Annotated in this window: 16 protein-coding genes; 6 read left to right on the top strand and 10 right to left on the bottom strand. The window is 57.6% G+C overall.

Annotation, left to right across the window (positions count from 1 at the left end):
- Nucleotides 1–91 precede the first annotated feature (91 nt).
- Nucleotides 92–499, top strand: a complete 408-nt coding sequence (locus tag EKN83_RS19650; RefSeq protein WP_126801525.1) for a hypothetical protein — start codon at nucleotides 92–94, stop codon at nucleotides 497–499.
- A gap of 43 nt (nucleotides 500–542) precedes the next feature.
- On the opposite strand, the gene uspB is transcribed toward EKN83_RS19650, so the two are convergent.
- Nucleotides 543–878 carry a universal stress protein UspB gene (uspB, locus tag EKN83_RS19655; protein ID WP_003861224.1) on the bottom strand — a complete coding sequence of 112 codons (336 nt, stop codon included), beginning with the start codon at nucleotides 876–878 and terminating at the stop codon, nucleotides 543–545.
- A gap of 283 nt (nucleotides 879–1161) precedes the next feature.
- On the opposite strand from uspB, the gene uspA reads away from it, so the two are divergent.
- Nucleotides 1162–1599 carry a universal stress protein UspA gene (uspA, locus tag EKN83_RS19660; RefSeq protein ID WP_003861223.1) on the top strand — a complete coding sequence of 146 codons (438 nt, stop codon included), beginning with the start codon at nucleotides 1162–1164 and terminating at the stop codon, nucleotides 1597–1599.
- A 96-nt stretch (nucleotides 1600–1695) separates the two neighbouring features.
- On the opposite strand, the gene rsmJ is transcribed toward uspA, so the two are convergent.
- Both rsmJ and prlC read right to left on the bottom strand, forming a co-directional pair.
- A complete protein-coding gene (gene rsmJ / locus EKN83_RS19665; RefSeq protein WP_025760139.1) occupies nucleotides 1696–2448 on the bottom strand; it encodes a 16S rRNA (guanine(1516)-N(2))-methyltransferase RsmJ in 753 nt (250 codons plus the stop codon).
- A gap of 7 nt (nucleotides 2449–2455) precedes the next feature.
- A complete protein-coding gene (gene prlC / locus EKN83_RS19670; protein WP_047959656.1) occupies nucleotides 2456–4498 on the bottom strand; it encodes an oligopeptidase A in 2043 nt (680 codons plus the stop codon).
- A gap of 177 nt (nucleotides 4499–4675) precedes the next feature.
- On the opposite strand from prlC, the gene EKN83_RS19675 reads away from it, so the two are divergent.
- Both EKN83_RS19675 and gorA read left to right on the top strand, forming a co-directional pair.
- Nucleotides 4676–5518 carry a 23S rRNA (adenine(2030)-N(6))-methyltransferase RlmJ gene (locus tag EKN83_RS19675; protein WP_008503119.1) on the top strand — a complete coding sequence of 281 codons (843 nt, stop codon included), beginning with the start codon at nucleotides 4676–4678 and terminating at the stop codon, nucleotides 5516–5518.
- Nucleotides 5519–5589: 71 nt separating this feature from the next.
- Nucleotides 5590–6942: a glutathione-disulfide reductase gene (gorA, locus tag EKN83_RS19680; RefSeq protein WP_045286391.1), complete on the top strand. Its 1353-nt coding sequence runs from the start codon at nucleotides 5590–5592 to the stop codon at nucleotides 6940–6942.
- On the opposite strand, the gene EKN83_RS19685 is transcribed toward gorA, so the two are convergent.
- A complete protein-coding gene (locus tag EKN83_RS19685) occupies nucleotides 6939–7730 on the bottom strand; it encodes an aminoglycoside adenylyltransferase family protein (RefSeq protein ID WP_126801526.1) in 792 nt (263 codons plus the stop codon). The two genes, gorA and EKN83_RS19685, sit on opposite strands and share 4 nt — an antisense overlap.
- The gene (locus EKN83_RS19690) at nucleotides 7727–11281 is read right to left on the bottom strand and encodes a response regulator (protein WP_126801527.1); all 3555 of its coding nucleotides are present in this window, start codon (nucleotides 11279–11281) and stop codon (nucleotides 7727–7729) included. The genes EKN83_RS19685 and EKN83_RS19690 overlap by 4 nt, the downstream gene beginning before the upstream one ends.
- Nucleotides 11282–11550: 269 nt before the next feature.
- On the opposite strand from EKN83_RS19690, the gene EKN83_RS19695 reads away from it, so the two are divergent.
- Entirely contained in the window at nucleotides 11551–11859 is a 309-nt protein-coding gene (locus EKN83_RS19695) for a Biofilm associated protein A (protein ID WP_185857688.1), read from the top strand.
- Nucleotides 11860–11864: 5 nt separating this feature from the next.
- On the opposite strand, the gene EKN83_RS19700 is transcribed toward EKN83_RS19695, so the two are convergent.
- The gene (locus tag EKN83_RS19700; protein ID WP_126801528.1) at nucleotides 11865–13076 is read right to left on the bottom strand and encodes a tetratricopeptide repeat protein; all 1212 of its coding nucleotides are present in this window, start codon (nucleotides 13074–13076) and stop codon (nucleotides 11865–11867) included.
- Nucleotides 13077–13519: 443 nt separating this feature from the next.
- On the opposite strand from EKN83_RS19700, the gene EKN83_RS19705 reads away from it, so the two are divergent.
- A complete protein-coding gene (locus EKN83_RS19705; RefSeq protein ID WP_260591314.1) occupies nucleotides 13520–16354 on the top strand; it encodes a transporter substrate-binding domain-containing protein in 2835 nt (944 codons plus the stop codon).
- Between the two features lie 51 nt (nucleotides 16355–16405).
- On the opposite strand, the gene EKN83_RS19710 is transcribed toward EKN83_RS19705, so the two are convergent.
- Genes EKN83_RS19710 through EKN83_RS19725 form a run of 4 tightly spaced genes read right to left on the bottom strand, consistent with a single transcriptional unit; the run spans nucleotide 16406 to nucleotide 22110 of the window.
- Entirely contained in the window at nucleotides 16406–17092 is a 687-nt protein-coding gene (locus EKN83_RS19710) for a response regulator transcription factor (RefSeq protein ID WP_126801530.1), read from the bottom strand.
- A 47-nt stretch (nucleotides 17093–17139) separates the two neighbouring features.
- Nucleotides 17140–18615 (bottom strand): TolC family protein, encoded by a 1476-nt coding sequence (locus EKN83_RS19715; RefSeq protein WP_126801531.1) that lies wholly within the window; start codon nucleotides 18613–18615, stop codon nucleotides 17140–17142.
- Between the two features lies 1 nt (nucleotide 18616).
- Nucleotides 18617–19855, bottom strand: coding sequence for an HlyD family type I secretion periplasmic adaptor subunit (locus EKN83_RS19720; RefSeq protein ID WP_126801532.1), 1239 nt, complete (start codon nucleotides 19853–19855; stop codon nucleotides 18617–18619).
- Complete coding sequence (locus EKN83_RS19725; protein WP_126801533.1) at nucleotides 19852–22110, bottom strand: type I secretion system permease/ATPase; 2259 nt, start codon at nucleotides 22108–22110, stop codon at nucleotides 19852–19854. The genes EKN83_RS19720 and EKN83_RS19725 overlap by 4 nt, the downstream gene beginning before the upstream one ends.
- Nucleotides 22111–22231 lie beyond the last annotated feature (121 nt).

The raw sequence follows: 22231 nt of genomic DNA on the forward strand, positions 1-22231 counted from the left end.
CTGAACACTATCTGTTCAGATTTTGACTGCACAAATAATTATCCTGCTGGCAAATGATCTCACTCTAAACAACGCCAGGACGGAACAGACTATGCCATTCAAAACGGCTATTAAATGGATTCATCGCCTTATTACCCTTTCGCTTCTGGTTCTGGTCATTGGATTTCTCTGGTTAAACCATCAGCCCCGTCAGCGAAACAGCGATGAACTTCAGCGCGTTTATAAATTATCCGATAGCGTCTGGCTCTATATGACCGTGAACAATCAGGGTGGCGCAACCGTACCAACAATCTACCGTTACTATCTCTCGAAGGAGATCGCCGGGAAAGGTACCGACATTATCCATCAACTTGCTAAGAAACATCCTGTCATCGAGGGTACAGGCACGATTACCGCTGCCAGTATTGATGCAAGTGGGGAAGTGAACATTGCCTATAGCGGAAAGGTTATTTCGATTGAGAACAATATCTCCAGTCTCCGGTTCTCAGTTAAACCCTGAGCCAGATGAAAGAAGGCGGGGCTTTCCCCGCCTGCTGTGTCACTCAGTGCCAAATCATCAATGCAATCATACTGACCACGACCAGCCCGCACAGGGCACTGGTCAAAATGAACTGACGACGCAGACGCTCGCAGCGACGAATAAACTCTTCATCGTGATGATCGCGGTAGCGCTGGTAGTAGATATATCCCACCAGACGCATCTGCTTGCTGGGCTGTCCATGCGAGGTGAAGAAACCTCCACCGTCCACATACTGATAAAGCAACGGATCGCAACCACGAAGTACCACTAACAGCGCACGTAACGATGAGAAGTAGCGCGCCATATTCACTATGCAAACTACGCATAACGCCCAAAACAATGCGACGGTGCTAATCATACATCCTCCCCGGCGTCCGCCCACGAAGCAAGGCTCCTGAGCTACCGCACCCCAATGCCCTGACAGACAGTTCAGTGAAAGAATGACCAAAAGTCGATCCGGTTCGCGTTTTCATATCCGAACGGCTCATTAAATAGTGTAGGAGATCCGTTAATTTTTTTGCCACAAGGTTAATCGTTATCAACACCAAAGCTTGAAAAATATGTTTTACTGGGCCGTAATGAAAGTATCAGACGACGGCTTTCACATTTAGTCATCGATAACTTAAGGAAGGAGTAACACTATGGCTTACAAACACATTCTCATCGCGGTAGACCTCTCTCCGGAGAGCAAAGTGCTGGTTGATAAAGCGGTATCCATGGCACGTCCCTACAACGCGAAAGTTTCCCTGATTCACGTTGATGTGAATTACTCCGACCTTTACACCGGTCTGATCGACGTCAATCTCGGCGACATGCAAAAGCGCATCTCTGAAGAGACGCACCACGCCCTGAGCGAGCTCTCCACTAACGCTGGCTACCCGATTACCGAAACCTTAAGCGGCAGCGGCGATCTGGGCCAGGTATTGGTTGATGCGATCAAGAAATATGACATGGATCTGGTGGTGTGCGGTCACCATCAGGACTTCTGGAGCAAGCTGATGTCTTCCGCGCGCCAGCTGATTAACACCGTTCACGTGGATATGCTGATTGTTCCGCTGCGTGACGAAGAAGACGAGTAAGTGCTCTATATTCCCCTCACCCTAACCCTCTCCCATAGGGAGAGGGAATAGATCGAGAACGTAGGCCGGGTAAGGCGAAGCCGCCACCCGGCTTTTTTATTCCGGCGTACCCGAATAAATATCAAACCGGTGCCCTTTGGTGGTCACCGCGTTGGTCGTGGCAACGTCCGCCAGCGGCGGCGCATAGTCAGGACGCTTCACCACCACTCGCTTCGTCGCTAACTGGCGAGCGGGCTCCAGCAGCCCATCGGCGTCCAGATCCGGCCCCACCAGCGACTGAAACACCCGCATCTCTTTCTTCACCAGCGCGCTTTTCTGCTTATGCGGGAACATCGGGTCAAGATAGACCACCTGCGGGCGCGGGGTGATATCCGTCAGCGCCGTCAGGCTGGAGGCGTGGATCAGCTGCAGTCGTTCCTGCAACCACGGGCCGATTTCCGGATCAGCATAGCCCCGCGCCAGACCGTCATCGAGCAGTGCTGCCACCACCGGATTGCGCTCCAGCATCCGCACGCGACAGCCGACCGACGCCAGCACAAACGCATCGCGCCCTAACCCCGCCGTGGCATCCACCACGTCCGGAAGATAGCTTCCCTTGATGCCGACCGCTTTGGCCACCGCCTCACCGCGGCCGCCGCCGAACTTGCGCCGGTGCGCCATCGCGCCCCCCACAAAATCGACAAAAATCCCGCCGAGTTTCGGCTCGTCGCGTTTACGGAGTTCAAGATGCGCTGACGTCATTACCAGCGCCATCAGGTTCTCTTCATCGTGCTCCAGCCCCCAGCGGGCGGCCAGAACAGACAAGGCGCCGTCTCCGGCGCCTGTTTCATCCACTAAGCAGATCTTCACGTAACAATCAGCCTTTGATCCCGTAGTGCTCAAGCATCGCATCCAGCTGCGGCTCGCGGCCACGGAAACGTTTGAACAGCACCATCGGCTCTTCAGAACCGCCGCGCGTCAGGATGTTATCGAGGAACGACTGGCCGGTTTCGCGGTTGAAGATCCCCTCTTCTTCGAAGCGAGAGAAGGCATCCGCTGCCAGCACGTCGGCCCACAGGTAGCTGTAATAGCCTGCCGCATAGCCGCCCGCGAAGATGTGGCTGAACGCATGCGGGAAGCGGCCCCATGTTGGCCCTGGAATAACGGCAACCTGCTTTTTAATCTCGGCCAGGGTTTCGAGGATTTTCGCCCCTTGTTCCGGGCTGAACTCGGCGTGCAGACGGAAGTCGAACAGGCCGAACTCCAGCTGACGCAGGATGAACATCGCCGCCTGGTAGTTCTTCGCCGCCAGCATTTTATCCAGCAGCTCTTTCGGCAGCGGTTCGCCGGTTTCATAGTGGCCGGAGATAAACGCCAGCGCGTCCGGCTCCCAGCACCAGTTTTCCATAAACTGGCTTGGCAGCTCGACTGCATCCCATGGCACCCCGCTGATCCCGGCCACGCCTGCGGTTTCAATGCGGGTCAGCATGTGATGCAGGCCGTGCCCGAACTCGTGGAACAGGGTGATCACTTCGTCGTGGGTGAACAGCGCCGGCTTGCCGTTTACCGGGCGGTTGAAGTTACAGGTCAGGTACGCGACCGGCTTCTGCAGAGAACCATCGGCTTTACGCATCTGGCCCACGCAGTCATCCATCCACGCCCCACCGCGCTTGTTCTCACGGGCGTAGAGATCGAGGTAGAAGCTGCCGCGCAGCTCGTTTTTCTCGTCATACAGCTCGAAGAAACGCACGTCCGGGTGCCAGACGTCGATGTCGGTGCGCTCTTTGGCGGTGATGCCGTAAATCCGTTTCACCACTTCGAACAGGCCATTGACGGCTTTATTTTCCGGGAAGTACGGGCGCAGCTGCTCGTCGCTGATGCTGTAAAGATGCTGTTTCTGTTTTTCGCTGTAATAAGCGATGTCCCACGGCTGCAGCTCGTCCACGCCGAACTCCGCTTTGGCGAAGGCGCGCAGCTGGGCCAGCTCTTTTTCACCCTGTGGACGGGCACGTTTAGCCAGATCCGTCAGGAAATCGAGCACCTGCTGCGGGTTTTCGGCCATTTTGGTGGCGAGGGATTTATCCGCGTAGCTGTCAAAGCCCAGCAGCTGGGCCAGCTCGTGACGCAGGGCGAGGATTTCCGCCATCACCGGGCTGTTGTCCCACTTACCGGCGTTCGGCCCCTGATCGGAGGCGCGGGTGCTGTAGGCGCGGTACATCTCTTCACGCAACGCCTGGTTGTCGCAGTAGGTCATCACCGGCAGATAGCTTGGAATATCCAGGGTCAACAGGTAGCCTTCCTGTTCTTTCGCTTCGGCCTGCGCTTTAGCGGCCGCCAGCGCGCTTTCCGGCATGCCTGCGAGTTCCGCTTCGTCGGTAATCAGCTTCGTCCAGCCCATAGTGGCGTCGAGCACGTTGTTGCTGTACTGGTTGCCCAGTTCGGAGAGACGCGCGGCAATTTCACCGTAGCGGGTCTGCTTCTCTTTTGGCAGACCAATCCCGGAAAGCTCGAAATCACGCAAGGCGTTATCGACCGATTTTTTCTGCGCCGTGTTCAGTTCAGCATAGTGGTCGCCGTCGCGCAGATCGCGATACGCTTTGTAGAGCCCTTCGTGCTGGCCGACCCAGGTGCTGTACTCCGAGAGCAGCGGCAGGGTCTGTTCGTAGGCTTCGCGCAGTTCCGGGCTGTTTTTTACCGAATTCAGGTGGCTCACCGGGGAGAAGATACGCCCCAGCACGTCATCCACTTCGGCCAGCGGCTGACACAGATTTTCCCAGGTGTACGGCGCGCCCTGCGCGACCACGCTTTCTACCGCCGCGCGGCAGTTGTCCAGCGCTTGCGTCACGGCTGGAACCACATGCTCAGGGAGGATTTTAGAAAACGGTGGCAACGAAAAAGGCGTCAGTAATGGATTGGTCATAAACGCTGTCCTGTTGAATAAGATGAATGAAGCGCGCATCCGGCGCTGTGCATATTGTCTGGTAATGGGGTTAAGTGTAGAGGATTTCAATGCCTGCGCTTCGCGGGCCGACGGGTAATCTGTGCCGTTCTGCTGTAAACTGTGGCAAATCGTCATTTCATCGGAATTTCATTACCCATGCTCAGTTATCGCCACAGCTTTCACGCAGGCAACCACGCCGACGTCCTCAAACACACCGTTCAGAGTCTGATTATTGAATCACTCAAAGAGAAAGAGAAGCCGTTTCTCTATCTGGACACGCACGCGGGCGCAGGCCGTTACCAGCTGAGCGGCGAGCACGCCGAGCGTACCGGTGAATATCTGGAAGGGATTGCCCGCATCTGGCAGCAGGACGACCTGCCTGCCGAACTGGAGCCGTACATTGGCGTGGTGAATCACTTCAACCGCAACGGCCAGCTGCGCTACTACCCAGGCTCGCCATTGATTGCCCGCCAGCTGCTGCGCGAGCAGGACAGCATCCAGTTGACCGAGCTGCACCCGAGCGACTTCCCGCTGCTGCGTTCTGAATTCCAGAAAGACAGCCGCGCCCGCGTGGAAAAAGCCGATGGCTACCAGCAACTGAAAGCCAAACTGCCGCCGGTTTCCCGTCGCGGTCTGGTGCTGATCGACCCGCCGTACGAAATCAAAACCGACTATCAGGCGGTGGTGACCGGCATCCACGAAGGCTACAAACGCTTTGCCACCGGGACGTATGCCCTGTGGTACCCGGTGGTTCTGCGTGCGCAAATCAAGCGCATGATCAAAGACCTGGAAGCGACCGGCATCCGCAAAATTTTGCAGATTGAACTGGCGGTACGCCCGGACAGCGACCAGCGCGGCATGACCGCCTCCGGCATGATCGTCATTAACCCGCCATGGAAGCTCGAAGCGCAGATGAACAACGTCCTGCCGTGGCTGCACAAAACGCTGGTGCCAGCGGGAACGGGCCACACCAGCGTCAGCTGGATCGTGCCGGAGTAATCGCAGCCATCGGTGGAAACTATTGATTTCAGGTATACAATCGCGGCAATTCACGATTAAGGACAAAAGCTATGACTAAGCATTATGACTACATCGCAATCGGCGGCGGCAGCGGCGGCATCGCCTCCATCAACCGTGCGGCCATGTACGGCCAGAAATGTGCGCTGATTGAAGCCAAAGCGCTGGGCGGCACCTGCGTGAACGTGGGTTGTGTACCGAAGAAAGTGATGTGGCATGCAGCGCAAATCCGTGAAGCTATCCATATGTATGGCCCGGATTACGGCTTTGACACCACCATCAACCATTTCGACTGGGATAAGCTGATCGCCAGCCGTACCGCCTACATCGACCGTATTCACACCTCGTACGACAACGTGCTGGGTAAAAATAACGTCGACGTTATTCACGGTTTCGCCCGTTTTGTGGACGCGAAGACGATCGAAGTAAATGGTGAGACGATCACCGCCGATCATATCCTGATCGCCACCGGCGGTCGCCCGAGCCACCCGAATATCCCGGGCGCGGAATATGGCATCGACTCTGATGGTTTCTTCGAACTGCCTGCCCTGCCAAAACGCGTTGCCATCGTGGGCGCGGGCTACATCGCAGTGGAGCTGGCCGGCGTGATTAACGGTCTGGGTGCTGAGGCGCACCTGTTCGTGCGTAAACACGCGCCGCTGCGCAGCTTTGACCCGCTGATTGTGGATACGCTGGTCGAAGTGATGAACACCGAAGGCCCAACCCTGCACACCAATGCCGTGCCAAAAGCGGTGGTGAAAAATGCAGACGGCAGCCTGACGCTTGAGCTGGAAGATGGCCGCAGCCAGACCGTGGATTGCCTGATCTGGGCGATTGGTCGCGAACCCGCCAACGACAACTTCAACCTCGGCGTGACGGGGGTGAAAACCGACGAAAAAGGCTACATCGTCGTTGATAAATTCCAGAATACCAGCGTGCCGGGCATTTACGCCGTGGGCGATAACACCGGCGCGGTTGAGCTGACCCCGGTGGCCGTTGCGGCAGGGCGTCGCCTTTCCGAGCGTCTGTTCAACAACAAGCCGGACGAGCATCTGGACTACAGCAACATCCCGACCGTGGTCTTTAGCCACCCGCCAATCGGCACCGTCGGCTTAACCGAGCCGCAGGCGCGCGAGCAATATGGCGACGATCAGGTGAAAGTGTATAAATCCGCGTTTACTGCGATGTATACCGCCGTCACCTCTCACCGTCAGCCGTGCCGCATGAAGCTGGTCTGCGTCGGCCCGGAAGAGAAGATTGTCGGTATCCACGGCATTGGCTTCGGCATGGATGAGATCCTGCAGGGCTTCGCGGTGGCACTGAAGATGGGTGCGACCAAAAAAGACTTCGACAACACCGTGGCGATCCACCCTACGGCGGCGGAAGAGTTTGTGACCATGCGCTAGGGTAACGCCAGTTTTTTCTCAATCGCTTTTTTGACATCGCGGACAAATGCCTCAACCTGAGGCATTTTTTCTGTCCAGTTCACGGTGACCTCGCCGAGATATTCTGCGCGCGCCTCAGCCAGCAGTCTCGCATGGGCCGCAGGCAGCTGTGGCATCAGCCAGGCCGCTGCCTCATCTTTCGCCGCGATCTGACCGGTCTCTACGCTATACCCGATGCGCGCCAGCGTCAGCAGGATATGCCTCTCATCACCTTCCAGATCCTCGGCCCCGTTCCACAGTGCGAGGGTCTGACGAAACGTCTGCTGCAGATCGCGTTCAGGCACCACCTCAAACAGCGTGCTGGCCGCCTCTCCCCGCAGGGCAAGGCTGTTCTGCCGCGCTTTGGTGAGTAAAATCGCCAGATCGGGGTCGGGCTGCGCCGGTTCGTATTCGTCGTTTAATATCGTGTCCCGTAGCCATTCCCCAAACTGCAGCTCCCGTACGGGCGGAAATCGCCATGGCACCATCTGCGACCAGACAACCACCGTCACTTCCAGCGCCCGGAAAATCTCCGACGTCCCGGGCCAGGCCGAAACCGCCAGCAGCTGCTGCATTAAGGCATGGCGTTGTTCATCCCGCAGCGGTGAGCGCACCGTGACCAGCAGATCGATATCGCTCAGCGGTTTCAGGCCGCCGTCCATTGCCGACCCGTATAAGTGAATCGCCATCAGCTCGCTTCCCAGAATGTTCTCGATAAGCGTGCAGGCCGTCTGTATCTGTTTTTGTGCGCAGGGGAGCACGTTCATCATCCCTCTTCCTCAGACACCAACTGTTGATTAACGCGGGCGATCTCGTCCAGCACGCGCTGCACGAGGAGCTCAATCTCTTGCCAGGCGTCGTCGTTGTGGCAGGCCGTTTCCAGCTGTTCGCAGGCCTTCTGCAACGATGACATGTTCATCATCCGCGCGCCGCCGTTGATACGGTGCGCCATACGCCCCACCTTTTCGCGATCTTTCTGTGCCAGCCACTGCGTCAACTGGCGGGCATCTTCCCGGTTGACCTCCGCCATTTCGGCCTGCAGCGCCCGCGTGGTATCACTCACACGATCAGGTTTCGCGCTGCCGACGGCAAAATAACGATCCAGCAGCGTCTGCAGCTTCTCTGCCGTCAGCGGTTTTTCCAGATATTCATTCATACCGGCAGCGATACAGCGCTCTGCCGCCTCTGCCCCGCTCATCGCCGTCAGGCCAAAGATCGGAACCGGTGGATGACCGTTAAGCTGTTCGGTATGACGGATCTGCTGCGCCAGCTCATAGCCGTCCATCTCTGGCATCGTACAGTCGGTAATAATGACATCGTAGCAGTCAGGATTTTGCTGCCACATCGACAGTGCCTCAGCGCCCTGGGTCGCCAGCGACACCCGGTGTCCCCAGGACTCCAGCCGCTGCTGCAGCGCACGGCGGGCTGGCGGGTAATCATCCACCCCCAGAATATGCAGACTGCGCGCCTGGTCGACGGGCGGCGGGGTCAACACCTTACTGGCGGCAGGCTCCGCGTTGAAGTGCAGGCTGACCACGCAACCCTCATGCGGTTCACTGTCGATGCGCACCTGCGCACCGGCAGCATGCGCCATAAACAGGCAGGCCGGTAAACTGAACCCGGTGTCGGTCCACTCTGATTTCAGCGTCACGCGGTGAGCGCGTCCGCTTATCTCTTCCAGCTGATGTGGGTCAATGCCCTCTCCCTGGTCACACACCTCGATAACCAACGGGATCGTCCTGGCGTCCGGCGCTCTGCTGCCCTCATACACCTCAACGTCTATCTCCTGACAATGCGCATGCTTGATGGCGTTACGCAGCAGGCTGGAGAGGATGCGAATAATCAACAGCGGATCGGTGATAAAGCGCTCGGTGGAGAGCTCAATCAGCACGTTCAGGGTGATCCCTTTCGCTTCCGCCTGCTGCCGGTAAAGCGCCACCGTGCTGTGGATCAGCTGCGGCAGATGCGTGCTGCGCATCGTTCCGTTCAGCTGCGGGTTATCGGCACGGAAGACATCGAACATGTCACCAATCAACGAAAGCAGATTCAGCGAGGATTCCCAAATCAGATTCAGGTTTTCATTATGCTCATGCCGCGCATCAAGCGCCTGAAGCTCCATCTCCAGCAGGCCGGTGATCACGCTGAGCGGGGTGCGCACCTCATGGCCCATGCTCTGCATAAAGGCGTTTTTACTGCCTATGGCCTGCTCCAGATTACTTTTGGTCTCAGAGAGCTGAGCGATCAGCTGCTCTTTTTCGGTGACATCCAGCCAGCCGCCAATCAGGCCGCCAATCTCCCCCTGACCGTCGTGCCACGGCACAATCCAGCCCTGCAGGTAACGCGTCTGGCCATGTAGCGTAACGCTTTCAGACCATTTCTGCGGTTGCCCATCCTGCAGCGCCTGCTGGTATTTTGCCTCCAGATTCGCCAGCACCGCCGGCTCGGCGATGTCGATCGCCGTGACCGGCTGCCCCTGAAACGCATCGCCCGGCTGGCCGATGGCATCCGCCCACGCCTGGTTGTAACGCAGCAGATGGCCGTTGCGATCGCGCACGTAGAGCGCCACGGGCGAGGCGTCAATCAGCGCCTGGGTAAAACGTAACTGTTCGGCCAGCTGCTGCTGCCAGACGTTACCGCGACGCAGCGCGGCGCGCAGATAATGTATCCACAGCCAGCACCCGGTGACCACCAGCAGGAGCAGTACGCCCCAGACCAGCGAATTAATCAGCGAGCTGTGAGCCCAGGTTTCGCTATTGTCGATGGCCGCTTGCCGCCAGTCGCCCGCCAGCTGCATCAGTGCCTGCGGCTGCATATCCGCCAGCGCTTTATTGAGAATATTGATCGGCTGGCTGGTGTCGCTTTGCGCGGCAATGACCACGTCAATGGGGGCTACCGGTACCGTCACGGCCAGATAAAAACGGGTGGGGTGATGGCGCGTCACCAGATAGTTGGCAATGAACTGCGGCGCAATCACCCCGCGAATTTCCCCTTTTTTCAGGCGCGCAAGCGCATCGTCCATCTGCGTCAACGGCACCAGCTTAATGGTGGGATACCAGGTTTCCAGCCAGGCGCGCAGCGGATCATCAGCCATGATCGCCAGCTTTTCCCCCTTCAGTTGGGAAAAATCGTCCGGGCGTTTGATATCCTGGTCCATCACCACCACGGCGGGCGTGGTCAGTAACGGCGGCGTCATCGCCACGGTCGCGGCGGGCTTCTGCGACACGTCCCACTGCTGCCTCAGTACCAGCGCATCCGGGTTGTCGCGTTTTAAGGCGTTAAGTTCGGCGTCGCTCCCGGCGGTGAGAAGCGTAAAGTGAATATCGTACTGCTCGCTAAACTGGTTGAGCAGATCCACCACCAGACCCGCGGGCGCCCCCTCTTCCAGAAACGACAGCGGGCGCTGGCGGCTGTCCAGGATCACCTGAATCTGACTATGCTCACGCAGCCAGTTCTCCTCCTCCTGATCCAGCGCCAGCGGATTGGAGGTGATGACAAAGCTCCGGTTAAGTCCCCAGCTGGTGGTGATTCGCAAACGGCTGGCTAACGGGATATGTTTGAACACCATGTCGATGGCTTCAGCCAGCTGCGGCAGTTGCCTGTCGACACCAAAGCTCATGTTCAGATTGGGCAGGGCCGGGCTGTAACGCCAGCGAAGCCCCTGCGCCTGATGGTACTGAGTGAGATACTCCGCACTGGCGCGGTTAATCCACAGCGCATCTATCTGCTTAAACGCTAGCGCGCTGATCGCCGAAGGATACCAGAACTGTAAACGCAGCGTGCTGTCGGGATAATGTTGACGCAACGCCGCACTGGCGTGGGTATCGGACATCAGACCGAGGGTCTTTGGGCTCTCTTCTGGGTGGTCATCGGCGCGATCGCGAGGGGTCATCAGGACCGCTTTATCCAGCAGCCATGGCGGCGTGGTCACCAGCCCGGGGTTGGGCCACAGTTCCGGGTTCCACATCGCCACCATCTGGATTTCATGGCGGCGCAGCGCCTGGAAAGCATCGCGACTCTGGCTGTAGTAGTGGAGTTTGACGTTCACCTTAAGGCTGTCTTCCAGCAGCGCCAGATAATCGGCAGCGATACCGCTGAACAGCCCGTGGTCCATGCCCTCGCTCAGGGGAGGATGCGGCTGTCCCCAGACCCCCACGTGAAGCGTTTGATTGTTATTCAGCCACTGTTGTACGTCACCGCTAAACTGGACGTGCGGCGCATTGACCTGCACGCGGGGTTGCAGCGTCAGTTCCTGGGCCTGTATCTGCCCGATACTGCACAGCAGTAAAAACAGGCTAATTAACCGGGCAGAGATAAAACGCATCGTTTGAGTCGTTCCCTGAAAAATGAGTGCTGAAAATAAGCAGACGGGTGCAGCCTTAATTTTAGCAACCGCGCGTCGTTCTGCATTGTCTGGATACCCGCCATAATGTGCGGGAATTTTAGCCATTGGCGATCCAGCCCTAACTAAGGTCGGTCTTGTTTTTAAAAAATATCGACCGCCGTTTTTTATAAGACAGGCCTTATTGTCCCCTTTTACCCGGACAGGTAAAAACGCAGCAAATTAGCTATGCATAAACAGGTTCCACAATAATGAATAACCCTTTAACGCCCCACGATGAAAAGTCTGCGCTGGTCGAGATCACCCTCGGCGATATTTTCATTGCGGGTGAAGAGCCTCTTTTTATCGACGATGGCAGTCAGCAGTTACTGATAAAAGGCGCGCCCGGCCAGCAGGTCAATCTTTCCGATCTGCTGCCTGCGGAGTCAGAGCCTGGAGAGTGGATGAAGGCGAGAGGCTCCGTCACCGTAGATGGGGTGCAATATGAGGTGTATCACCATTCCGGGATCGAGACGGAGCTGCTGGTACAGACAGGCATAGAGGTTGCCCCTCAGACGTAAACCCGTTACGCGAGCACCTCGACCTGTATCGCGCCGGCGCGAAAATCGTCGGCGAGGAAGAAGGGGATGGGCAATCGCCATTGCCCCTCTCGCACCGTCGCCGCGTAGGGATAGCTCACGCCAGCAATACGCAATGCGACCGTCTGCTTTTCACCTTCAGCGTGTTCGCTCGGCCCGGCCAGCACGGTAAACCCGGCGTTGCTGCCCACATGGAAGTGTTCGGTCTTCCAGCGAATCGGCGGGTGCTCGGGCCAGGGTTGAGCATGGTGAAAGGCAAAGATCTCATCGTGATTCAGAATGCTCTGTCGGACCGTAGGCCACAGCGCCACCTTGAGGAAATACTGGTCGGTGAAACGGGCGCTCCCCCTGTAGCCCGCCACAAACTGACGCATCATCCCTTCCACGTTCGGCACCACACCGCCGCAGCCGCCCCACATCCCGGCCAGTAACAGCTCGGTATGGGTGAAGTAGTCGCGCATATGGTGGAAATAGAACGGCGAGCGCAGCCAGGCCTCCACGCAGACCTGCTCGCGTTCGGAGAGCAGAGAGTCAGCGTCACGCACTAAAAATCGCTCAACCTGCGGGTCATCCATTACCAGAAAACGCCACAGCGTCGGGTAAATGCCCTTTTCCTCGCTCATATCCACCAGCGCGGCACCCGCCTGCGCCAGCCGCTGCCAGACATGCTGCGGCACGGAGTCGTCCAGATAGACGCGGCAGCGCCAGGCCGGAAACAGCGCTGCGGCAACCTCGATATTTTTAATTAAGGTTTCGCAGTAACGGGGCTGATCGCCATACAGGCTGAACGCAATAATGTTCTTTTCCGGGCAATCCGTCCGGAAAGGCGGCGGTGGCGTCTGGGGCAACGGCCAGACGGTTCCCTGACGAAAACGCTGGTCCGAGAGGGTCAACGATTCCAGACCACAGGCGCGCATTTCATCCGTTTTGCCCATATGGCCGCACAGTTCCGCCAGACCATCGAGCCAGGTTTCTGACGCTTCATGACGGCGCGGCGACTGATAAATCTTGCGATAGACCTTATACGCCTGGTCATATTTTCCCGCACGCATCAGGCTCAGGGCGTAATCGCTCTGCACCGACATATTGTGCGGCAGAACGGCCAGCGCTTTTTCGCAGCAGAGGGAGGCGGTCGCATAATCCGCGACGGCCATAGCATGGCGGTACTGCTCAGCCAGAGCAGTAAATTTCTGACGCATGGCGTGTTGTTTCGCTGCGGAAGCGTGAGAATGAAGGGTTCGGCGCATCGTTCGGGCTCAGGAGTAAATAAACGTGGGTATTATTTTCCTCTTCGCCAGGCAGGTAAGCGACAAGACCCGTCTTGATGTTCCTGCCAGTTAACATACGTTAAGCAGCGAAAAACAGGCGAAACGGTACGCTTATATTAGTATTGAGGTGATTGCGTCGAATTAATCACGTTCCTGACCAGACATTGCGCTTTTCGTTATTCTCAATTGCCAGAATAATAACCAAGCCTTGTCTTATAACAATACTTTTTACCTTTAACCAGAATATCACTCTTAGTACTTCATCCTCAGGAGCGTTATAAAAAGATATGCGCCACTACCTTCGTCGTTTTTTGCTTCTGGTTTTATTTTTATTCGTGATGCCGCCGGCACACAGCGAAGAATATAAGATTCTGATGCGTACCCCTATTGAGGGGATGCACCGTTTACCGCTTACCGAAGAGCAGGCCACGCTGCTGAAGCGTTTGCAAAATTTAACGGTCGGCATTACGCGCTATGACGCGCCCCCCTTCGGTATGCGCAATATGCGTCATGAGTATGAGGGTTTAAGCGCCGACTATCTTGGTCTGGTCTCCTGGCAGCTGAATCTGCCGGTTAAGCTCCGGATGTACGACTCGCCGGAAGAGCTGTGGCAGGCGCTGGCCCGCGGTGATATCGATCTTATCCCCTCTGTCGCCGCTTTTGATGCCAACGACGCCTTTGTTTTCTCAGCCCCCTACGCCAGCGATAAACCGGTGCTGGGTATTAACGACCGGGACACCCGGCCCCTCGCGGACGATCTTGCCGACACCGACGTGGCAATGGTCAGGGACTATCTCCCCCTTTCTCAGGTGAAAGCGGCGTACCCCAACGCCCGCTTTCGTCTGTTTGACAGCTATCAGGACGCACTCAGCGCCGTGGCGTTTGGGCAATCGCGCGCCTATCTGGGCAACAGCTATTCCCTGAGCCGGAACTATTTAAACAATATTCATATCGAGCGCTTCTCCAGGCTGCCCAACCGTGAAGTCGGGTTCGCCCTGAGCCAGAATAACCCGCAGCTCAATGCCTTAATCAACGCCACTATCCGCGCGGTGCCCGAAGAAGAAAAGCTGGATCTCTATCGCCGCTGGCAGCCCGATCGGGTCGATATTGCTCAGGGAACCAAGTCGCTGGATTTTACCGACCAGGAAAAAGCGTGGATTGCCCGTCATCCGGAGGTGAAGGTGCTTATCTACAGCCAGGATAACGCTGCGCCGGTCTCGTTTATTGATAACAAGGGCATACTGCGTGGCGTGGTGGCGGACCTCTTCTCCGTTGTCTCGCTGAGAACCGGGTTACGCTTTAGTTTTGAGACCGGGACGACCACGGAGGCGTTAATTTCCCAGGTGGACCATGGCCAGGCGGATATGCTCGCGTCAATCACCCCCAGCGAGGCGCGTCAGTCTCAGCTCCTCTTCACGCGCCCCTACTTGCGCAGCGCATTTTCCCTGACCACCTCAACCTCACGCAACGACATCCACACCCTGGCCGATCTGCGCGGCAAGCGCCTGGCGGTGGTCAAAGACATTGCCGTGGAGCAGTGGGTGCGCGAGCGTTACCCGGAGATCAAGATTGTTCACGTGGGCAATGAATCGCAGCTGCTCGCCAGCATTACTGATGGCGATGCCGACGCGGCGCTCGGCATTCTGGTGATGACGGATTATCAGATCTACACCAACTTCCCGGATCGGCTGAAAGTGGTGTCGATCGTCGGCGATTCCCCCGTCTGGATCTCGTTTGGCGTGGGGCTGGCCAGCCCCGAACTGCAACGTATTCTGGATAAAGTGCTGTTGAGCATCTCCCCCATTGAGATGGAGAATCTGGCAAACCGCTGGCGACCGAACGAGCTGGTGGTGGTGGACAGCTTCTGGTATCGCTATCGCGAGGTGCTGATTGCCACGGGCATCTTCAGCGCCGTGCTGGTGCTGCTGGCGCTGGGGTGGGCGCTCTATTTACGTCGGCAGATCGTGCGTAAAGCCGCCCTGCGCCGACAGCTGAACGAACAGCTCAGCCAGCTTCGTGAGATGCTGACGGAACGTGAATCGCTGCTGGCGGAGCTGAGCGAGGCGAAAGAGCGGGCCGAAGACTCTAACCGGGCAAAATCGGTCTTCCTGTCAACCATGAGTCATGAGATCCGCACCCCGATGAATGCGATTATCGGCATGCTGGACATCGTGCTGAAAAAAGGACGCCGGGGCGAACACGATCTGCAGGCGCTGGAAGTCGCTTACGACTCGGCAGAAGGGCTGGTGGGGTTGATTGGCGATATTCTCGATATCTCCCGCATCGAGGGAGGCCATCTCGATTTCAATCCGGAGCCGGTGCATTTTGGCAAGCTCATCGACAACATGATGCGGGTATTCCAGGGGGTGGCGATTGAAAAGAATATCCGGCTGGAGAAAGTCTTCCCGACCACGCCGCTGTATGAGGTCTACGCCGATCCGCTGCGTATTAAGCAGGTGCTCTCCAACTTGCTGAGCAACGCCATTAAGTTCACCGATCGCGGCGGCGTAACGCTGACCTTATCGCAACAGGAAGAGGGCGATGCTGTCCAGTTTGTGATTGAGGTGCAGGACAGCGGCGTCGGTATTGATGCCAGCCAGCAGGCCGCCCTCTTCAAACCGTTCAGCCAGGCAGACAACCGCCGGGCAGGAACGGGACTCGGGCTTTATATCAGCCGGACCATTTGTGAAAGCATGAATGGCACGCTCACCCTCACCAGCGAGAAGCAGGTCGGCACCACGGTACGGGCGACCTTCTCCCTGCCAAAAGTGAGCCGTGCCGTCACCCCCCGCGCCCCGTCGCAGGCGGAAGAGGAAACGTTACCGGCGCTGAAGGTGCTGGTGGTGGATGACAACCCGGCAAACCGGATCCTGCTGGCCAAACAGCTGGCCTGGCTGGGCCAGCACGCACATCTGGCGGCCAGCGGCGATGAGGCGCTCAACATCTGGGCCGACACGGCGTTTGATGTGATCATCACCGACTGTAATATGCCGGGCATTAACGGCTACCAGTTGACGGGCATGATACGCGATGCCGAGCGCGAACAGGGCCGGGATCCGGCGTGGATTATTGGCTTTACCGCCAATGCGATGCATGAGATTACGGAGCGGTGTTTACAGGCGGGCATGAACGATTGTCTGTTTAAGCCGTGCTCGATTAGCGATCTGGCAAAGGCGCTGCGCAATGCACGGGCCTGCAACGTGGAGTAGGCCGGGTAAGCGCAGCGCCACCCGGCAAGAAAAGCGGCTCTCAGTGGAGGATCACAGCAGCTGGTCGTGCCAGAGGAACAGCTCCGGGTCGGTCTTGACCCCCAGCTTTCTCATCGCCGATTTCTTCTGGCCGCTGACCGTTTTGCGGCTCCGGCTGAACTTCTCAGAAATTTGCAGTACCGACATTCCGGACAGGAAAAGGCGTAACACTTCCAGTTCCCGGGGAGAAAGCTCATCCAGACGGCCAATACCCTCGATGACCTGCTGCTCGTCTTCCACCTCACCCGGTGCCGTCGGCTCGGAGATAAGATAAAACTCTTTCTCCATGCTTTCGGAGAGGCAGATATGCCCCGCTGCCACCTGGCGTACCGCCGCGACCACTTCCGAGGCGTCGCGGCTTTTCCCGATATGCCCGCGCACGCCCGCCTTCAGCGCCTGACGGACAATCGCGGTATTTTCCAGCGTCGATGAGAGCAAAATTTTCAGCCACGGGAAATTGCTCATCAGCTGTTTGATCATCGGTAATCCGTCGATGTCGTCCTCACCGAGTAAATAGTCGAGGATCAGCACATCAATACGGTTGGTGCGTAAGAAGTTCATCAGATCAATACGGCTGGCAAAGCTGCCCTTCAGTTCGAAATCCGGCTCCTGGCTGAAAATAATTTCCAGCCCTTTGCGCACAATCGGATGATCGTCGAGTAAGGCGATATAGATTTTTTTTCCTGAAAACGGGTTCATCTGCACTCTCTTTCTGTGCCTGCGGGGTCATAATAAAAAATGGCTGATTAAGGCTTTCTCAGCCACTGCAATAATGTCCCCGCACTGGCATAACTACGAAAAATAGCAGCGTAAGCGTCAAAGCGGTTGGTGGCTTCTGCCACCTGGTTACCGTAATAATCACTTTCTGCACTCAGCACATCCAGCAGGGTTCGTCTGCCAAGGTGGTACCATTGATCGAAGAAATCCTGGCGAATGCGATCGGATTCAAAGGCTAAGTCATGGTACAACTCAGCGCGCTCCAGCATGCTGCGGGCATCGTGATCGGCTGCACGCACGCGGTTATCGAGATCGCGTAACTGTTTTTCAATGGCTTCTCTGCTGGCGTCGGCACGACGCGCGGCGGAGAGTTCAGCGGCGCGCTGCGAACCACCGCGGAAAATCGGCCAGCTTACATTCACCCCGGTCTCCCAGGATTGCTCTCGCCCCAGCTCGTCACGCCCGGTACTTTTGCCCACGTTCCAGGTGACCGTCGGGTATGACGCCGAACGTGCCGCATCCGCATCCGCCAGCGCCGACGCGGTTTCCGCCTTCGCCTGACGGATCGTCGGATGGCTGTCGATGGCCGAAAGCTGTGACGTCAGTTCACCCGGCTTCAGGTTCCAGACGGTCGCCGCCGGCAGAGGCACTTTCTTATCGCCCAGCAGGCGATTAAGGGTGATTTCAATATCACGAGCACGCGAGACGGCCGTATCCAGCGAAGATTGCGCCTGCAGCAGACGCCCCCGGGCCTGGGTCAGCTCGCTGCGACGCCCCTGGTCGACCTTCACAATCCCGTCCAGCATGGCGACCAGCTCGTTCATCCGCGCCACGTACTTTTGGCTCAGGCTGATGATCTGGCGCTGTTTGCTCAGCTCAATCAGTGAACTGCTGACCTGCCAGGCGATATCTTCCGCCTGCGCATCAACGTTATTGATTGCCGCGTCATGCAATGCTTCGCGGCTTTTAATGGTGTTACTGGTGCGGCCAAAGTCGAGCAATGTGGTCGCCATATTGACGGTGACCGCCGGGCGGCTGTCGCTATAGCGGCGCTCACCGCCACCAAACTGATAGCTTTTGGAACGGGTGCCAACGTCAATTTGCGGCCAGCGCTGGCCTTTGGCTTCATCCACGTTCGCTTCTGCCGCTTCCGTATTGAAATTCGCACCACGCACTTCCGGGCTGATGCTCAGCGCAGTATTGACCGCGTCATTAAACAGTTCGCGAATATACTGTTCACTGGGTACCCGGGCCGTTGAAGACGGGGCCGTGTTTTCGCGTTTGGGCGCAGCAACCACCGGTTTCACAGGCGCCTGCTCCACCAGCGGCGCGGCGGGCGCCGGCGGCGTGGAGGCCATCACCATGCGAGATTTTACCACAGGGTCCACAGGCACAAAGGCTAATAAGCCATCACTATTTGCTGCACTTTTGGCCGATGCCAGGCAAGCCGCGGCCGTCAGCAGTGCCGCCAGACGGCGCTGCATAAAAATAGATTCACTTTTCATATTAACGCTCGCGGAACGCTTCCTTCGCTTTGAAGATAGGTTTCAACAGGTAGTCGAGAATGGTTTTTTCACCGGTGCGAATTTCCACCGTGGCGATCATGCCGGGAATAATCGGCAGGGATTTACCGCCTGCCGTCAGCGTGCTGCTGTCGGTTAAGACCATCACCCGGTAGTAGGTGTCGTCAGGGCGACCGGCCGCGGCTTTGGCGTCATCCTTCAGCGTGTCCGGGCTGACGAGAGAGACGTGCCCTTTCAGACCGCCGTAGATGCCGAAATCGTAGGCGGTGATCTTCACCATCGCCGGTAATCCGGCATGCAGGAAGGCCACGTCAGACGGTTTGATTTTCCCTTCCACCAGCAGCTGGTCTTCCAGCGGCACGATTTCCATAATGTGTTCACCCGGCTGGATAACGCCGCCGATGGTGGTGACACGCACGTTTTTTACCGTGCCTTTCACCAGCGCGGTGATGGTGGTCCGGCTCACCACGTCAGCGCGTCCGGTCAGGCTCTCCTGGGCCTGCACCAGATCCAGCTCCTGGCGAATCAGCTCGGCGTTAGCATCGGACTGGTAGCGGTTGCGGCGTTCAACAATCTGCGACTGCAGATCGTTGGCCTGACGGCGCATGCGCAGCAGTTCCACTTCCGAGAGCAGGCCGCGCGCGGCCAGCGGCTCGGACATGGCGATCTCGTTCTGCGCCAGGCGGTAGCTTTTTTCCAGCGAGGCAATGCCCTCTTCCAGCGCCTGCTTGCGGCTGTTATAGGCATGCGTTTCCAGCTCCACTTCTGACGGGTACTGCTTCACGCGGTCGCTGAAGGTCAGCGGCAGGCCATATGCTTCGGCACGCAGGCGATCGACGGTGGCCTCAAGGGCGACCACTTTACGCAGCGTCTCCTGGTAGCTGGACTGGGCGCGGGTCGGGTCAATTTTCAGCAGCACCTGCCCCGGCTCGACGATGTCGCCTTCACGGACGTTCAGCTCTTCGAGAATACCGCCCTCCAGGCTCTGGATAATTTGCTCGCGGCTTTTCGAGACGATTTTGGCGTCGCCTTTGGTGATCTCTTCCACTTTCGCGAAATGGGCCCAGACCAGGAAGCCGCAGAAGACGACGAGGATCAGCCACAGTACCAGCCGTGATTTTGGCGTGGTCTGGGAGAATAACGCCTCCTGAATGTCGCTCATCCAGGCGGCATCGCGCGCCGAGAGGGCTTTTTGTCGGGTGTTACGTTTAAAGAATGTCATGCGGTCGCCTCCACGGGCTGTTTTGCTGGCGTGGCTTTCGCAGGGGAACTGTCATTAGCCGGTGCGCCGTTCAGGGCGGCCAGCACCTGTTGTTTAGGGCCATCGGCCACGATTTTGCCGTCATCAACCACCACCAGGCGATCGACCAGCGCCAGCAGCGACGGGCGATGGGTCACTACAACCAGCGTGTGCCCAGCCGTTGCGACTTTCAGGTGTTGTAAGAAAAGGGCTTCCGTCTGGGAATCCATCGCACTGGTGGGTTCATCCAGCAGTAGAAGATTGGGTCTCGCCAGCAGCGTACGGGCCAGCGACACCAGCTGACGCTGGCCACCGGAGAGACTATTCCCCTGCTCGCCCACCGGCATGTGGATCCCGCGAGGATGGCGCGCGGCAATCTGATCCAGCCCGGTCAGGCGCAGCACGTGCAGGAATTCATCGGAGGAGGCGTTCTGGCGGCCAATCATGATGTTTTCACGCAGGGTGCCGTAAAACAGGCGCGCTTCCTGGCCGACAAAGCCCACGTTGTTACGCCAGTCGGAGGGCTCAATCTGGTTTACATCCAGCCCGCTGCTGAACAGTTGCCCTTTCACCGGGGTGTAGAGACGGGCAATGATGCGCAGCAGGGTCGATTTGCCGCTGCCGATTTTGCCGACAATCGCCACGCGCTCGCCCGGCTTAATCGTCAGGTTGACCCCTTTCAGGATCTCCGGGTTAGGCTGCATCGGCGGTGCCGGGTAGGAGAAGGTCACCCCTTTCAGCTCGATATCGCCATTCAGCTCAGGCTGTTTGATGTAGTCGATCTCGCTGCTGCGGTCGGTCGGATGCTCCATCAGTCTGTTCAGCGAGCTCAGCGCGGCCTTCGCCTGCTGAAAACGCACGGCCAGACCAATCACCTGGCTTAATGGCGCGGTCACGCGGCCCGCCAGCATCACGGTACCGATCAGCGCGCCCTGGGTCAGGTGACCGGCATCAATCAGGTATACCCCGGTCACAATCAGCAGCACCGTCTGCAGCTGCTGCAGGAAGCTCACCGAGTTCATGGCCAGCGTCGAGTAGTGTTTGGACGCCGCGGCGCTGCTGGACTGCATGGCGCTGAACTTCTGCCAGCGGCTCTGCATCCAGGATTCACCGCCCACTGACTTGAGGGTTTCCATCCCTTCGATGGATTCAATCAGTACGCCCTGCTTTAACGACGCTTCCTGCAGGCTGGCTTTCATAACTTTTGCCAGCGGCCACTGGATCAGCAGGCTCACCACCAGGATCATCGGTAACATCAACAGGGGAATAATGGCCAGCGAGCCGCCGATGGCAAAAATAATGCCGATAAACAGCAGCACAAACGGCAGGTCGGCAATCGCTGCCAGCGTCGCGGAAGAGACGAAGTCGCGGACGGATTCAAACTCGCGCAGCTGGTTGGCAAACGAGCCGGAAGAGGCCGGTTTATGCTCCATTTTGACCGCCAGCGACTGGCGAAACAGAATGCTGCCGACGATCAGATCCGCTTTCTTTCCAGCGGTATCAAGCAGATGCGCCCGCACCGTACGGGTGACAGCCTCAAAGACCATCGCCACCAGCACGCCAATCGCCAGCGACCAGAGCGTGGTAAACGCCTGGTTCGGGATCACACGGTCGTAGACGTTCATGGTAAAGAAGACCGACGCCAGCGCCAGGACGTTGACCAGCACCGAGGCCAGCGCGGCGCTGCGGTAGTAGCTACGGTAGCGCCACAGGGTGCTGAACAGCCAGTGGCCTTTCGGCTGCGGCGGCGCAATGTCGCTGACCCGGCTGTCAATGCGCGCCGTCGGCTTGGCCGCAATGGCATAACCGACATACAGCTCGCTGAGCGCCTCATGGTTCAGCTCAACCGGCTCGTTACCCACTTCCGGCATGATCAGGGTGTAAAACAGATCCCATTTATCATCGGCATTTTTACGACGCTCGCGCGCAAGCAGCACCATGCCGCCCGCACCTTTGCGTAGCAGAATCATGGGGAAAACCTGCTCGGGCAGTTCAGCGCTGTTACGCTTGATGAGCCCCCCGGTGATACCGGCGTTTTTGAGCGCATCAAGCGCTAAAGAGGGTGTGAGGATTTGTTCGACAGGCAGACCAGCCAGCAACACATCGTCGCTTTTACCCAGACCATAATGCTCAGACAGCCAGGCAATGCTTCTGAGCAGAGAGTCGTCATTCAGGCGGGTATCACGGGCGAGCGTGTGCAGCTGTTCCTCCTGGGTATTGGCCATTGAGGATTCCATATTTCGCGTGTTCCTGGTTGTTAAAAGACAATTAAATCAAAAAGATAAATTAACTTTTTGCAGTGAATTAGGAATATTCTGTCACGCGGAATGGTCTTGCCTTAATGAGACCTGTCTCAAT

The sequence above is a fragment of the Enterobacter sp. WCHEn090032 genome, from assembly GCF_003986875.1.
Lineage (GTDB): Bacteria > Pseudomonadota > Gammaproteobacteria > Enterobacterales > Enterobacteriaceae > Enterobacter > Enterobacter sichuanensis.

What these genes read in the sequence shown, in the direction of transcription:
- EKN83_RS19650 (WP_126801525.1), top strand. Translation starts at nt 92, where the DNA reads ATGCCATTCAAAACGGCTATTAAATGGATTCATCGCCTTATTACCCTT.
- EKN83_RS19705 (WP_260591314.1), top strand. Translation starts at nt 13,520, where the DNA reads ATGCGTACCCCTATTGAGGGGATGCACCGTTTACCGCTTACCGAAGAG.
- EKN83_RS19710 (WP_126801530.1), bottom strand. Translation starts at nt 17,092, where the DNA reads ATGAACCCGTTTTCAGGAAAAAAAATCTATATCGCCTTACTCGACGAT.
- gorA (WP_045286391.1), top strand. Translation starts at nt 5,590, where the DNA reads ATGACTAAGCATTATGACTACATCGCAATCGGCGGCGGCAGCGGCGGC.
- uspA (WP_003861223.1), top strand. Translation starts at nt 1,162, where the DNA reads ATGGCTTACAAACACATTCTCATCGCGGTAGACCTCTCTCCGGAGAGC.
- EKN83_RS19715 (WP_126801531.1), bottom strand. Translation starts at nt 18,615, where the DNA reads ATGAAAAGTGAATCTATTTTTATGCAGCGCCGTCTGGCGGCACTGCTG.
- EKN83_RS19685 (WP_126801526.1), bottom strand. Translation starts at nt 7,730, where the DNA reads ATGATGAACGTGCTCCCCTGCGCACAAAAACAGATACAGACGGCCTGC.
- uspB (WP_003861224.1), bottom strand. Translation starts at nt 878, where the DNA reads ATGATTAGCACCGTCGCATTGTTTTGGGCGTTATGCGTAGTTTGCATA.
- prlC (WP_047959656.1), bottom strand. Translation starts at nt 4,498, where the DNA reads ATGACCAATCCATTACTGACGCCTTTTTCGTTGCCACCGTTTTCTAAA.
- EKN83_RS19720 (WP_126801532.1), bottom strand. Translation starts at nt 19,855, where the DNA reads ATGACATTCTTTAAACGTAACACCCGACAAAAAGCCCTCTCGGCGCGC.
- EKN83_RS19700 (WP_126801528.1), bottom strand. Translation starts at nt 13,076, where the DNA reads ATGCGTCAGAAATTTACTGCTCTGGCTGAGCAGTACCGCCATGCTATG.
- EKN83_RS19725 (WP_126801533.1), bottom strand. Translation starts at nt 22,110, where the DNA reads ATGGAATCCTCAATGGCCAATACCCAGGAGGAACAGCTGCACACGCTC.
- EKN83_RS19690 (WP_126801527.1), bottom strand. Translation starts at nt 11,281, where the DNA reads ATGCGTTTTATCTCTGCCCGGTTAATTAGCCTGTTTTTACTGCTGTGC.
- EKN83_RS19695 (WP_185857688.1), top strand. Translation starts at nt 11,551, where the DNA reads ATGAATAACCCTTTAACGCCCCACGATGAAAAGTCTGCGCTGGTCGAG.
- EKN83_RS19675 (WP_008503119.1), top strand. Translation starts at nt 4,676, where the DNA reads ATGCTCAGTTATCGCCACAGCTTTCACGCAGGCAACCACGCCGACGTC.